A 12,752-nucleotide genomic window follows, 5' to 3' on the forward strand; every position below is an offset into this window, starting at 1 on the left:
CGTCCTGGCGGCAGCGCCGTGACGCGCGCCACCGGCGGGGAAAGTACTTGCTCATACGGAAAGTGAGTGTTAACTTTCCATCCGAGCAAGTACTTTCCCTAGCTCAAGGAGTTGCGCGATGAGCACCACCCCCACCCCAGAAGAGGCCCGACGAGCTCTCCAGGACGTCGACCGGCGCCGGGACCAGACGGCGGCAGCCGCGGGCTGGCCGTGGTGGGCCTGGCTCGCCAGCGGTGTCGCCGTCGGGGCCTGCGGGTTTGCCGCCGACCAGTATCCGGATTTCGTGCGCACCTACGGCACCACCATCGTCATCCTGCTGCTGGTCGTCGCGATGCTCCCCAACACGAGGTGGGGCGCGACCCTGCTGAAGCGGCCGGTGCGTCCCCGCGCCACCGCCGACACGTCGGCCCTGCTGTGGTCGGTCCTGGTGGTGGCCCTGCTGATCGGTGGCACGACGCTCGCCAGCGCCCTGGACGTCCCGCACGTCTGGGTGTGGAGCGGTCTGATCGTCGGTGTGCTGATGGCCGCCGCGGGGCCGTGGTGGCAGCGCCGCGTCCTCACCCGCTCGGCCTGACCGTGGCGGCCGACCCGAAGCTGGACCCGGCCCTGCTCGATCCCACCCGGCTGGCCATCCTCGCGCTGCTGGCGGGGACCGAGTGGGCCGAGTTCGCGTTCGTCCGTGACGCCATGGAACTCAGCGACTCGGCCCTGTCCAAGCGGATCTCGACCTTGAGCGACAGCGGGTACGTCGAGGTGCGCAAGGGCTACGTGGGCAAGCGGCCCCGGACGTGGATCAACCTCTCCACGACCGGTCGGACGGCCCTGAGCGCCCACATCGCCGCCCTGCGGGACATCGCCGCCCGCGTGGACGGTGTCGACTGAGCCACCACCACCGGCGGCGGGACGCTCAACGCGTGTCGTTGTCCCGCCGCTGGGCCATGTGGACCTGTTCGAGGTCGAGGCCGTCCTGGACCCGGCGGAGCACCTCGTCGTCGATCTCGCCCGAATCGCGCATGCGCACCACCGTGCCGTGGCGGTGGTCGATGACCGCGAGGTGCAGGTCGGCATACTGCTTCTCGTAGTCGGCCGCGGCCTCGTCCGGGCCGGAGGTGGCGTCGCCGTCGCGCAGCACACGCAAACGACGGTCGTACTCCGTGCGCAACTGCTCGTGCACGTCGTCGCTCGTACCCAACTCGGCCGCCATCATGGGCAGAGACTCCAGCGCCCGGTCCATGGACGTGATCTCGGCATGCCGGCGTTCCCGCTCGGCCTCCCCGTCGGCGCCCAGCCCGGCCCACCGCGTCACCCGGGGCATCAGCGGCGCCTGGAGCAGCAGGGTCACGGCGATCACCACGGCCGTGACGAAGACGATGAGGTCCCGGTCCGGGAACCCGGCCCCGGACGGAAGGGTGTGCGGTACGGCCAGCGCCGCCGCCATCGACACCGCGCCGCGGAACCCGGCGGCCGACATGAGCGCCCGTGGCCGCCCGCTGAGCCGTCGTTCGCGCTGTTGCGGTCGGCGGTCGATCGCCCGGATCACGTACGGGCTGGTGAAGAGCCAGCCGAACCGCACCGCGACGATGACCGCGCACACCACGACCGCGACCAGCATGCCGTGTGCCAGACCGGTGCTGTCCAGCCCGCGTACCGCCGACTGCGCCTCCAACCCCACCAGGACGAACAACGCCGCGTTCGCCAACATGGTCACGAACTCCATGACGGTGTGGACCTGCCTGCGGGCTCTACCAGGGAACAGCCGTGGCGAGACGCGGCCCACCCACAGTCCGCTGACCACTGCCGCGAGCACACCGGACACCTCGGCCGCCTCGGCGATCAGGTAGGCGGTCAGGGGCGTCAACAGCGCGAGCAGATTGTGCTGGAACGGGTCGGTCAACCGGCGACGGACCTGTAGGACGAGGAACGTCACGATCACGCCGGACGCGATACCGCCGAGGTACGAGAAGGCGAACAGGCCGGCGACCCGACCGACGCTCAGGTGCTCCTCGCCCAGGGTGATGCCGATTGCGAGCGTGTAGATCACCAGCGCCGTACCGTCGTTGACCAGGCTCTCCGCGCGCAGCGTGGTCGCGATGCGACGCGGCAGCATCCGGCCCAGGACGCCGACCGCCGTCGCGTCGGTCGGAGCGACGGCGGCGCCGAGCACCCACGCCGCTCCCCAGCCGAGGCCGAGCGCGTGCGCGGCGGCCGCCACACCGGCCGCCGTCGCCACCACGAGGAGGGTGCTCAGCAGCACGATGACCCGCAGGTTCCGGCGGATCTCGCGCAACGACGAGGAGAACGCCTCCCAGTAGAGCAACACCGGAAGGAACACCAGGAGAACGGCCTCGGGCGGTAGGTGCACCCCACGCAGCGCGGGCCCGAACCCGAGGAGGACACCGGCGATCAGGAGCAGTACGGGTGGGGCGATCCGGAGCCGTCGGGCCGCGCCCGTACCGACCAGGATCGCGACGCCAACCGCTACGACCAGTGCGAGGCTGGACACCAGGTTCCTCTGTCCTTCGTTCCGGTGGTGGGTCGGACAAGGATGGCCGGACCCAGTGGACAGCTACTTGACGCTTCCTGTGCCGTGCAGGACGACCAGCGGCGCCTCCGCACCGATGATCACGAGGACGGGGTGCTCGACGGCCTGGCCTTCTGCGGGTACACGGTCTCGTGCCGGGCCAGCATGGCGACGAACTCGCCGATCTTGCGCTCGCGGGTCTCCGCCCGCTTGACGGCGTTGACGCGGTAGATGAGAGCGAACCGGTTGGTCTTGGTGAGCACGTCGAACATGGCCTGGGCGTCGGGGTCGGCCGCGATCGCGGCGAGCAGGTCGGCCGGCACCTCGGCTTCCGACGGCGGGGCGTACGCGGCCGCCCAGCGCCCGTCGGCCTTCGCGGCCTCCACCGCGGCTCGGCCCGCGGGCGTCATCCGCCCCTGCTCCTCCAGCCGGGCCACGTGGGCGACGTTGCGTTGTGACCAGGCGCTGCGGGGGCGGCGGGGGGTGAACCGGATCCAGGAGGAATGCTCGTCCCCTTTGCGGGCCTGCCCGTCGATCCAGCCGAAACAGAGGGCCTCGTCGACCGCGTGCTGCCAGGTCAGCGTCGTGACCGTGCCGCCCTTCCTGGTCAGGGCGAGCCAGACACCCGGCGACGCGGCGTGGTTGGCGGACAACCACGCGCGCAGGGCGTCGGCATCCGCGACGATCAACTCTTCAAGTTCGGCGCTCGCCATGCCAGCAGGCTAGCGCCGCGTCGTGCCGTCAGCCTCCACCAGGTGGACCGTTCCGGCACCGGCGCGGGGAGGGTCGGGGGTGCGCCGCGACAGCCGCGCCACACCCCCGACCTCGTCCAGCGGTCAGCAGCCGATCCGGCTGGCCCCGACCGCGACGTCGTCGTACCAGAGGGTGTCAGCGCCGTTGCCGTAGCTCTCCCAGCCCAGCTTCAGGTCGGTGAGCTGCGGTCGCCAGGTGCGGTTGTACCACTGTCCGTCGATGTCGTGCGTCGGTACGCCGTCGGCGGTCAGTCCCGCGATGGCGGTGCCGTCCAGCCAGGTTCGGAGCTGACCGGAGGAGCCGTCGACCATGAACTCCAGGCAGGTCCACCGGTTCGTGGGCAGCGGCACGCTCTGCGCCACCCCGGCCGGGCTCTGCTCGGGCAGGGTCGCGTCGTCGGAGGCGCGGTTCCACTGCAGGGCGCCGTTCTGGCCACCCATCCGCAGGTCCCGGTTGCCGTCGGCGGCGTCGGTCATCGCCATCATCGTGGTGTGGTCGGTGGGTTGGGCGGTGGTGTGCCGGACCCAGATCCGCCCGTACCGGACACTGCCCAGGCTGCCGAGGTTCTTCGTGGACCTGATGAAGACATGGTTGCAGTACCCGGCCGCGCCGTTGATCCGGACGGACCGGCTGCCGCTGTGCGTGGTGGCCGTGTCGATGGTGGCGGTCCCAGCCCCGGAACAGTCCGGGTTCACGACGGCCCAGTCGCCGGACGGCGTCGAGCCGGTCTGGTTCTCGAAGCCGTCGCAGAGCACCGCCCCGGCACAACCGACCGGCGGCGGAGGCGTGGTGGGGGGCGGCGTCGTCGGCGGAGGCGTGGTGGGGGGCGGCGTGGTCGGCGGAGGCGTCGTTGGCGGAGGCGTCGTCGGGGGCGGCGTCGTCGGGGGCGGCGTCGTCGGGGGCGGCGTCGTCGGGGGCGGCGTCGTCGGGGGCGGCGTCGTCGGCGGAGGCGTGGTCGGCGCGACGCCGTTGCACGGCACGCCGTTCAGGGTGAACCCGGTCGGCGCGCCTCCGCTGGTGCCGTACGTGCCCTGGACGCCGAACTCGGTGGCGCCGCCGGCCGGGATGCCGCCGTTGTACGACATGTTGCGGGCGGTCACCGTCGATCCGGACTGGCTGACCGTGGCGTTCCAGCCGTTCGTGACACGCTCGTTCCCGCCGTAGGTCCAGGTCACGGTCCAACTGGAGACGGCGGTGTCGCCCGGGCTGACCTTGACACTGGCGGTGAAGCCGCCAGGCCACTGGTTGGGCGTGTAGTCGACCCGGCAGCCCTGGGCGGCCGCAGCCGGTACGACGAGCAGGGCCGTGCCGGTCGCGGTCACGGCAGCGGCCAGCGCGGCGACGACCGCGAGGGTCGGGGCGGGGCGGGCGCGGAAAATCGTCATGGGAAGTGTCCTTCTGCCATCGAGCGGGAGGAACCGGCGCGGCAGCGCGCGTCCGGGGCGGACGCGGTGCGCCGACACGCCGGGTGCGGCGCGGCGATGCGCCACAGCGACTGGTCGGTGCGTACGACCGACGTGCCCGGCTCGAGGTGGAGCTGTCAGTCACCGGTCCGGTTGTTGCCCGGCCCCCGGTGACGCCCGCCCTCAATCTATTGACTGATCACTATCTAATCAAGCATGCGCGTTAATCGGTGGCCCGACGTCCCCGACCGTGCCAGCCTGACCGGAGAAGGACCGGGTTCCCACGGCTCGGCACCAGCCCGCAGACAGGAGCACGGCGATGCGAGGACTCGAAACCCCGCCCATCCGGACGCGAGCTTTCGAGGACCTGACAGCCTGTGCAGACCATCAACCTTGGCATCGTCGCCCACGTCGACGCCGGTAAGACCAGCCTGACCGAACGCCTGCTGTACGCCACCGGTGTCATCGACCGGCTCGGCAGCGTCGATGCCGGCACCACCCAGACCGACAATGGCGAGATCGAGCGCCGCCGGGGCATCACCATCCGCAGCGCCGTCGCCTCGTTCACCGTGCGGGACCGCCGGGTCAACCTGCTCGACACCCCCGGCCACAGCGACTTCGTGGCCGAGGTGGAGCGCGCGCTCGGCGTGCTCGACGCGGCCGTTCTGGTGCTGTCGGCCGTCGAGGGCGTCCAGCCGCACAGTCGCCGGATCATGCGGATCCTCCGGTCGCTCCGACTGCCCACCCTGGTCTTCGTCAACAAGATCGACCGGGTCGGCGCCCGCGCCGACGAGCTGGTCCCGGACGTGCGCCGGCTCCTCACCCCGGCCGTCGTCCCGCTGGGCACGGTCCGCGCGCCCGGCACCCCCGAGGCCACCTACCGGCCACACCATCCGGGGTACGACCACAACGCCGCCCACCGGCTCGCCGAGGCGCTCGCCGAGCACGACGACGAACTACTGGCCGCCCTGGTGGACGACCTGCCACCCGACGCCGACCGCATCGACGAGGCGCTTCGGACCCAGGTCGCGGCCGGGCAGGTGCACCCGCTGCTGTTCGGCTCGGCGCTGTCCGGCACCGGCGTACCCGAGCTGCTGGACGCCATCGCGACGGTGCTCCCGGCGTCCCCGCCGGCCGAGCCGGATCCGCGGGCGCGGGTGTTCGCCATCGAGCGCGACCCCTCTGGCGAGCGGGTGGCGTATCTGCGCGCGTACGGCGGGCAGTTCCGGGCGCGCGAACGGGTCACCGCGTACCGCCGGGGGCCGGACGGCCGGACCACCGCGACACGCGGGCGGATCACCCGGCTCGACGTGGTCGGCGCGACCACCGCCCCGGCCGCGCCCACCGCGCTGACCGCCGGCCACATCGCCCGGGTCGCCGGCCTGACCGGTGTACGTCTCGGCGACCAGCTCGGCAGCCCGGCCGGCCTCGACGGTCGGTCGTACTTTCCCGCGCCGACCCTGGAGGCGGTGGTGCGACCCCGCGAGGTGTCCCGGACGCTGGCCCTGCACGCCGCGCTGGTGGACATCGCCGACACCGACCCGTTCCTGCGGACGCGGGTGGCTCCGGACGGCGGCACGAGTGTGCTGCTCTACGGCGATGTGCAGCGCGAGGTGCTGACCGCCACGCTCCTCGAGACGTACGGGATCGAGGCGGAGTTCGGGCCGGGGCTGCTCATGCACGTCGAACGGCCGGCCGGCACGGGCACCGCCCTGGAGATCATCGGACACGGCTTCTTCGGGACGGTCGGGTTCCGGGTCGAGCCCGGCACCGGCGTGGACTACCGACGGGAGGTCGAACTCGGCTCGCTGCCACTGTCGTTCCACACCGCCATCGAGGAGGCCACCCGAGCGGCCCTCGACCAGGGCTGTCACGGCTGGCCCGTCACCGACATCCGGATCACCCTGACCCACAGCGGCTACTGGTCGCCGATCACCACCGCCGGGCACTTTCGGGACCTCGCGCCCTACGTCCTCATGCAGGCGCTCGCCGGGGCCGGCACGCGGGTCTTCGAGCCGTACCGCCGCTTCGAGGCGGAGGTGCCGGCCGACCGCCTCGGCCCTGTCACGTCGTACCTGAGCCGGCTCGGCGCCCGGGTCGACGGCACCGACGATGTCGCTGCCGGCTGGCGGATCACCGGCGTGCTGCCGGCGCGGCTCGAACGGCAGGCGCAGCGGCACCTGCCCGACCTGTCCAGCGGGGAGGGCCTGTGGTCATCGGGTCCCGGCGGTGACCGACCGGTGTCCGGCGAGCCGCCGCGCCGGCCCCGCACCGACGGCAACCCGTTCGACCGTGCGGCGTACCTGCGCTTCCTCGCCCAGCCGCAGAACCGACCCCGCGCCGTCAGGGACGCGGCCTCACCAAGAGGCACCGCTGACGCGCCCCGGAAGGGGTGACCGCGCTCACCGCGCTCGGAGCAGATCCCGGTCGGCCATGAAGCTCCGCAACGTCTCGGCATCCTCGGCGGACATCAACCACCGGGGGATCACGGTCGCCGGCATCCGGCCGACGAACACGATCCAGAAGTCCGGGGTGTCCCGCACCTGCGCGACGCCGTCCCACGCGATACCGCCGGACTCCGACCCGCTGCGCATCATGATGTTGTCGTCGGTGATCTCGTAGGCGCCCTCGACGGCGTAACTACCCGAGCGGCGTCGTGCCCGCGACCGCACCCACGGCAGGTACAGCATCGACAGCACGCCGCACACCAGCAACGCCGTCCACAGCGGTGACGCCCGCTCGCCCCAGGCCAACCCGCGCGAGAGCGCCAGACCGATCGCCCCGACCACCACCAGCACCGCGCCGACGTAGCTGTACCGGCGCAGCCGGACACCGGCGAGGGTGGCCGCCACGCGAGCGGGGTAGGCGGGATCGGCGGGGACGTCGAAACGGATGCGCACTCCAGAACGATAGTGCCCCGCCGGCCCCGGCACGCCTCCGACCGGTCGGAGTCCGACCCCGGCCGTGGTCGTGGGAGTTTCGCCCGGTGTCGATTGCGGGTAGCGGATGGCGCATGAACCGCGATCTCGTGAAGGCGCTACAGGTTGCGTGGGGGCTGCCCGAGTTCCGCGACGGGCTGCGACACCTCATCGACCTCGACGAGGTGTCCGTGCTGCTGGCCACGCTGGCCGTACCGGATCACGACGGTGCGGTCGAGCGCAGTCTGCTGGACCTGCTGCGGTCGAGCCTGGAGACGGTCGAGATCCGGGAGGCCGTGTTGCTGCTGTTGGAGCGGGACGAGGTGCGCCGGCCGCTCGTCGCGGCGGCGGTGGAGCCGCTCGCCGACCGACCGGGCCTGGCGGCGGCCATCGCCTCGGCGGGCGAAGACCCTGCGGTACGTAGTGAGCTGCGGTCCGTCCTGGACAACGCGAAGGTACGCGAGCTGATCTGGCAAGCGATGGAGAACCAGGTCAGTGACCACCGGTTCGGCATGATCCGCCGAGCGGCCGCGCTGTTCGTACGGCACCAGAGCGTCCGGCGTCTCGCCTGGGCGGTGCGCCGGCACGGCGTACTGCGCGAACTGCGGCGCGGACCGCTTGTCGACTAGCGTGGCGGGATGGCAGGCCCCCCGGCATCGCCCTCGGCGCTGAACCGCCGGCTGACCTTTCTCCTCGCGGTGGCGGCGGGCGCGGCCATCGCCAACCTGTACTGGGCGCAGCCGCTGCTCAGCTTCATCGCCGAGGACCTGGACGCGTCGACCGCGACCGCGGGCTGGCTCGTCACCGCGACGCAGATCGGGTACGCCGTCGGCGTCCTGCTGCTCGTGCCGCTCGGCGACATCCTGGACCGCCGCCGCCACCTGACGAGGAGCCGTCCCGGGTATGGCGGCAGCGCGGATCAGTCCTGGTCGGGCCGGTCGACGATCGGGAAGACCCGCCGCACCTCCGCCAGGAACTCGTCCCGCCGGAAGGCGTAGGTGCCGACCGCGGCCCACAGCGCTTCCAAGGCTGCCTGCAAGGGGTCCGGCTCCCCGGCGGCCACGAGTGCCGGCAGCGCCATCGGGACCGGGTCCACCGGCGCGTCGAGACCCGCGCGCAGCAGGTCGGACGGCGCCTCACCCGCCCGGCGCAGTGAATGGACCGCGAACGTGACGGCCGGCCGGCCCAGGATGCGCTCCCACAACGCGTTCGTGTCGGTGACATCGTCGGGTAGCGGCTCGCCCCGGTCCAGCGCCGCCCACACCGGCGCCATCCAGTCGAGGTCAGCGATACCGGCGAGGGTGCACGCCTGCCGCGCCGCCCAGATCGCGATCTGCCGTTGGGTGACGGCGTCGGCGCCGGCCACCCCGTCGACCAGGTCCCGGTCCAGCAGTACGAGGCCGTGGATGTTGCCGCGTACCCGCCGGAGTCGGTCACTCGGCGGACGCCCACCCCAGCGCCGCAGCTCTTCCCGCCGCCGGTACTCCTCCCTGCGGCGATCCTCCTCCGCCCGCCGGAGCAGCTCGGCCTCGACCTGCTCCCACAGCGTGAGCGCGGGCGGCAACCCGCGCGCCCAACCGTGCCAGTACGCGGCGCTGTCGCTGCTCTGGCGCAGGATCGTGTCGGTACGGTCGACTCCGGCACTCGGGTCGCCACTCGCGCTGCCCTGCGGCCAGAAGCACAGCAGGTAGCGGTCCGGCCGGCGGTCCAGGTAGGAGTGATCGTCCTCGTCGATCCCGTCGGGGTCGAGCCCTCCGAACGGATCGCTACCCTCGTCCATGCCCGCCGCGCAGTACCGCACGCGGTAGGCCGGTAGCCGACCGCCGTCGTGCCCGTCGGGGGTCAACGGCAGCCGGGCCAGTGCACCGTCGCCCCACGGGACCAGGTCGACCACGGAGTCCCTGGGCAGGAAGGACACCTCCACCACGTCCTCCCACTGCGGGGCTGCGGCCGACGGCTCGGAGTCGTACCACTCGATCCGGAACCGGACCCGCCCGGAATGCGTGCCGGTCATCAGGAACAGTCCGCCCGGGTGACCGCCCCCGCACAGGCCGTTCGCCTGCCCGGCGAACGCCTGTTCCATGGTGGGCAGCTCGCGGCTCGTCACATAGATCTGCCCGTAGTCGACCGGCACCGGGCCGTCGAAGAGAACACGCATCGACCGATCCTGTCATTGGTCGATCGGCACCCGCTGCCCCGCGACGAGGCCGGCGATCGCCTCACCAGCGAGAGACGTCGATGCCTTGACACCCCAGATGCGATCGCTAACACTTGGCTGCAACACGCGCTTAACACGTAGAACACACGCTGTCCGCATCAGGGTGAGGTGCCGGGTCCACCTGTGCGGCACCTACATCACGCCGCGATGCGACCACTCACGTCCGCGGTTCGTGTTAGCGCTAACACACTCACGACCGCCACGGAGGCATCATGGTCACACCACCCGCTGGCCGCGCACCTGATTCGACGCGCGATCCACGACTGTTACGACGGACGCTTGTCGCTCTGGTGGCCGCGCTGACCGCGATGGTGGGCGGCGTCGCCGTCATGTCGACGCCGGCCGCCGCCGCCACCAGTCAGTTCCGAGGCATGAACTGGGCCGTGCTGGGTGACAACTTCAGTACCGGTCCCCTCGTCGTGCAGGGCCTGAGCATGTCCGACAGCAACGCGACGGTGCGGGCCAAGGCCAACGCCCTCTACGACGACCTCGCGTCCACCATGGGCGTCAACACCGTCCGACTGCCCATCAACACCCACACCGTGGGGACGGCCTGGTGGGAGGCGTATCGAGGCGCTATCGACGCCGCCACGGCCCGAGGGTTCAAGGTGATCCTCGCCTACTGGGAGGACGGGGCCGCCTCCGGCGGCAGGATCACGAATCTCGCCGCGTGGAACGCCATGTGGTCCACGGTGACCAACACGTACGGCGCGAACACCAACGTCTACTTCGAGCCGATGAACGAGCCGCACGGCTACAGCTCGACCGAGTGGCGCAACGTCGCGGCCAACTGGCTCACCTACCACTACTCGGCCGCGCCCAGCCGGGTGCTCATCGGTGGCACCGGGTTCAGCCAGGACCTGCGGGACATCTGCAACGACAGCCGCTTCAACTCGACGCTGCTGTCCTTCCACTACTACGCCTTCTTCTACGGCGCGATGACCTACGACGCCTTCCGCAGCCACATCCAGGCACGCCTCGGCAACTGCGCCGCACGGGCGGTCGCCACCGAGTTCGGCGCGCCCATGAACGACGGCCGCAACTACGGCGACGCGAACAGCACCGACAACTTCGTGCGCTACATCCGCGCCATGGCCCAGGTCATGCGGGACAACCAGATGGGCGGCACCTACTGGCCCGCCCTCGGCGGCAAGCCGGGCAGCATCGGCTACGACTGGTACTCGATGTACTCGCTCAGCGGCAGCGGCACCGACCTCAACCTCACCATCCGCAACACCTCCGGCGCAGACCGCATCCGCTACGGGTGGGGTGACACCATCGGTGGCGGCGATCCCACGACGCCTCCGCCGACGACGGGGACGTTCTACCGGATCGACGTGCGGCACAGCGGCAAGGCGATGGACGTCCAGTCGCCGAACACCGACAACGGCGCGCGCGTCGGCCAGTACACGTACGGCGGCAACGCGTGGCAGCAGTGGCAGTTCCAGGACGCCGGCAGCGGCTACTGGCGCATCATCAGCAGGAACAGCGGAAAGTGCCTCGACGTCACGAGCGCCTCGACCGCCGACGGCGCCGAGCTGATCCAGTACACCTGCGGCAGCGGCACCAACCAGCAGTTCCAGATGGTCGCCAACGGCAGCTACTTCCAGCTCCGCGCCCGGCACAGCGGCAAGTGCGTGGACGTACCGGCCTCGTCGACCGCCGACGGCGTGGTCCTCAAGCAGTACACGTGCAACAGCGGCGCCAACCAGCAGTGGTCGCGTACGACCGTCTGACGATCTGCACGGCAGCGCCCCCGCTCATCGGGCGGGGGCGCTTCGCGTTGACGAGTCACCGCGTCTCAGCGGAGGTCAGGGCGTCCAGCGTACGTTCGGGTTCACCCGCCCGGACCAGTCGAAGACCGCCATGTTGTCCCACTGGTTCCCGGTGCCGTTGATGTTGGCCGGGTCCCAGCCGTTGCCGTTGACGGCGTACCAGGTCGGTTCCCAGTAGAAGACACCGACGGCCCCGGCGTTGCGAGCCGTGTTCTGGACCCAGTCGAACTCCTGGGCCTGGCCCGACCAGGTCGCGCTGATGCCGTCGCACGTCGCGTCGCCGATGGCGTTCGGCTCGCTGTCCGCGTTGTTGCGGGTGAAGGGGTACGCGGTCTCCGCGATCACCACCGGCCTGCCGTAGCGACCGCGCAGGTCGACGATGTTGTTGTAGAGGTTCGCCAGGCTGCCGTGCCACATGCAGTAGTAGGACAGGGCCGTGATGTCCCACTGCACCCCCTGGGCGCGGATGCCGTCGTAGAACCATCGGGCGTTGGCGTTGCTGTCGGCGTTGGCGGTGTGGATCATCACCGGGATGCCGCTGCCGCACGCCTTTGTGGCGTTGTAGCCCTGCTTCAGCAGGCCGGCCAGCGGGGCGAAGTCGTTGTTGACGACCTTGCCCTCGTTCCACAGCATCCCGACGTTGATCTCGTTGCCGATCTGCACGCTGTCCGGCAGGGTGCCCTGCCCGCGCAGGCTGGCGCAGACGTCGTAGGTGAAGTTGTAGACGTCGGCGCCCAGTTGGCTCAGGGTGTGGCCGTTCCACGCGGCGGGCTTGTACTGCTTGCCGGGGTCGGCCCAGGTGTCGGAGTAGTGGAAGTCGACGAGCACCTTGAGGCCCTTCGCCCTGGCCGCCCTCGCCTGACCCAACACTCTGCTCTTGTTGTTGTAGCCACTGACGGGGTTGTTCCAGACGCGCAGTCGGACGTAGTTGACGCCGATGGACCTCAGGATGTCCAGCGGGTCGCGGGCGACGCCGCCCGCGTCGTAGTACCGGGCACCCAGATCCAGGCTGCGCTGCAACGAGGAGACATCGGCGCCCCGCATGCTCAGCGTGTTCGCGGCCCAGGCGGGTGCGCTCGGGGCGGCGGGTGTGGTGGCGACGAGGATGCCGGCCAGGACAGCCCCGACAAGGGTCGTCCGCCGGCGGTGGGGTGTGCTGCTCAC

Annotated in this window: 12 protein-coding genes; 6 read left to right on the forward strand and 6 right to left on the reverse strand. The window is 71.1% G+C overall.

The genetic code is table 11. From position 1 onward, the window contains the following. The first annotated feature begins 118 nt into the window (after positions 1-118). Positions 119-574 carry a hypothetical protein gene (locus tag ABZU91_RS22885; protein ID WP_355243877.1) on the forward strand — a complete coding sequence of 152 codons (456 nt, stop codon included), beginning with the start codon at positions 119-121 and terminating at the stop codon, positions 572-574. Then, complete coding sequence (locus ABZU91_RS22890) at positions 541-882, forward strand: transcriptional regulator (RefSeq protein WP_355243880.1); 342 nt, start codon at positions 541-543, stop codon at positions 880-882. Before ABZU91_RS22885 ends, ABZU91_RS22890 begins: the two co-directional genes overlap by 34 nt. A gap of 25 nt (positions 883-907) precedes the next feature. Here ABZU91_RS22890 and ABZU91_RS22895 read toward each other — a convergent pair whose 3' ends face one another. The 3 genes from ABZU91_RS22895 to ABZU91_RS22905 form a co-directional block, all read right to left on the reverse strand. Continuing rightward, positions 908-2,503, reverse strand: a complete 1,596-nt coding sequence (locus tag ABZU91_RS22895; RefSeq protein ID WP_355243883.1) for a Na+/H+ antiporter — start codon at positions 2,501-2,503, stop codon at positions 908-910. Between the two features lie 119 nt (positions 2,504-2,622). Further along, on the reverse strand, positions 2,623-3,234 hold the full coding sequence (locus ABZU91_RS22900) for a YdeI/OmpD-associated family protein (RefSeq protein WP_355243886.1): 612 nt from the start codon (positions 3,232-3,234) through the stop codon (positions 2,623-2,625). A gap of 123 nt (positions 3,235-3,357) precedes the next feature. Next, entirely contained in the window at positions 3,358-4,659 is a 1,302-nt protein-coding gene (locus tag ABZU91_RS22905; RefSeq protein ID WP_355243889.1) for a cellulose-binding domain-containing protein, read from the reverse strand. Between the two features lie 395 nt (positions 4,660-5,054). On the opposite strand from ABZU91_RS22905, the gene ABZU91_RS22910 reads away from it, so the two are divergent. Next, positions 5,055-7,073, forward strand: a complete 2,019-nt coding sequence (locus ABZU91_RS22910; RefSeq protein WP_355243892.1) for a GTP-binding protein — start codon at positions 5,055-5,057, stop codon at positions 7,071-7,073. A 6-nt stretch (positions 7,074-7,079) separates the two neighbouring features. Here the strand turns inward: ABZU91_RS22910 and ABZU91_RS22915 are convergent, their stop codons facing one another. Next, complete coding sequence (locus tag ABZU91_RS22915; RefSeq protein ID WP_355243895.1) at positions 7,080-7,577, reverse strand: YcxB family protein; 498 nt, start codon at positions 7,575-7,577, stop codon at positions 7,080-7,082. Between the two features lie 113 nt (positions 7,578-7,690). Here ABZU91_RS22915 and ABZU91_RS22920 point away from each other — a divergent pair, with 113 nt between their 5' ends. Then, entirely contained in the window at positions 7,691-8,224 is a 534-nt protein-coding gene (locus ABZU91_RS22920) for a hypothetical protein (protein ID WP_355243898.1), read from the forward strand. Between the two features lie 9 nt (positions 8,225-8,233). Continuing rightward, on the forward strand, positions 8,234-8,593 hold the full coding sequence (locus tag ABZU91_RS22925; RefSeq protein WP_355243901.1) for an MFS transporter: 360 nt from the start codon (positions 8,234-8,236) through the stop codon (positions 8,591-8,593). Here the strand turns inward: ABZU91_RS22925 and ABZU91_RS22930 are convergent. Further along, complete coding sequence (locus ABZU91_RS22930) at positions 8,515-9,753, reverse strand: hypothetical protein (protein WP_355243904.1); 1,239 nt, start codon at positions 9,751-9,753, stop codon at positions 8,515-8,517. The two genes, ABZU91_RS22925 and ABZU91_RS22930, sit on opposite strands and share 79 nt — an antisense overlap. A gap of 272 nt (positions 9,754-10,025) precedes the next feature. On the opposite strand from ABZU91_RS22930, the gene ABZU91_RS22935 reads away from it, so the two are divergent. Next, on the forward strand, positions 10,026-11,549 hold the full coding sequence (locus ABZU91_RS22935; protein WP_355243906.1) for an RICIN domain-containing protein: 1,524 nt from the start codon (positions 10,026-10,028) through the stop codon (positions 11,547-11,549). Positions 11,550-11,624: 75 nt separating this feature from the next. Here ABZU91_RS22935 and ABZU91_RS22940 read toward each other — a convergent pair whose 3' ends face one another. After that, complete coding sequence (locus ABZU91_RS22940) at positions 11,625-12,752, reverse strand: glycosyl hydrolase 53 family protein (RefSeq protein ID WP_355243909.1); 1,128 nt, start codon at positions 12,750-12,752, stop codon at positions 11,625-11,627.

This window comes from Micromonospora sp. NPDC005174 (assembly GCF_040608495.1).
In the GTDB taxonomy this organism is placed as follows: domain Bacteria; phylum Actinomycetota; class Actinomycetes; order Mycobacteriales; family Micromonosporaceae; genus Micromonospora.

What these genes read in the sequence shown, in the direction of transcription:
- ABZU91_RS22920 (WP_355243898.1), top strand. Translation starts at nt 7,691, where the DNA reads ATGAACCGCGATCTCGTGAAGGCGCTACAGGTTGCGTGGGGGCTGCCC.
- ABZU91_RS22905 (WP_355243889.1), bottom strand. Translation starts at nt 4,659, where the DNA reads ATGACGATTTTCCGCGCCCGCCCCGCCCCGACCCTCGCGGTCGTCGCC.
- ABZU91_RS22900 (WP_355243886.1), bottom strand. Translation starts at nt 3,234, where the DNA reads ATGGCGAGCGCCGAACTTGAAGAGTTGATCGTCGCGGATGCCGACGCC.
- ABZU91_RS22885 (WP_355243877.1), top strand. Translation starts at nt 119, where the DNA reads ATGAGCACCACCCCCACCCCAGAAGAGGCCCGACGAGCTCTCCAGGAC.
- ABZU91_RS22935 (WP_355243906.1), top strand. Translation starts at nt 10,026, where the DNA reads ATGGTCACACCACCCGCTGGCCGCGCACCTGATTCGACGCGCGATCCA.
- ABZU91_RS22925 (WP_355243901.1), top strand. Translation starts at nt 8,234, where the DNA reads ATGGCAGGCCCCCCGGCATCGCCCTCGGCGCTGAACCGCCGGCTGACC.
- ABZU91_RS22930 (WP_355243904.1), bottom strand. Translation starts at nt 9,753, where the DNA reads ATGCGTGTTCTCTTCGACGGCCCGGTGCCGGTCGACTACGGGCAGATC.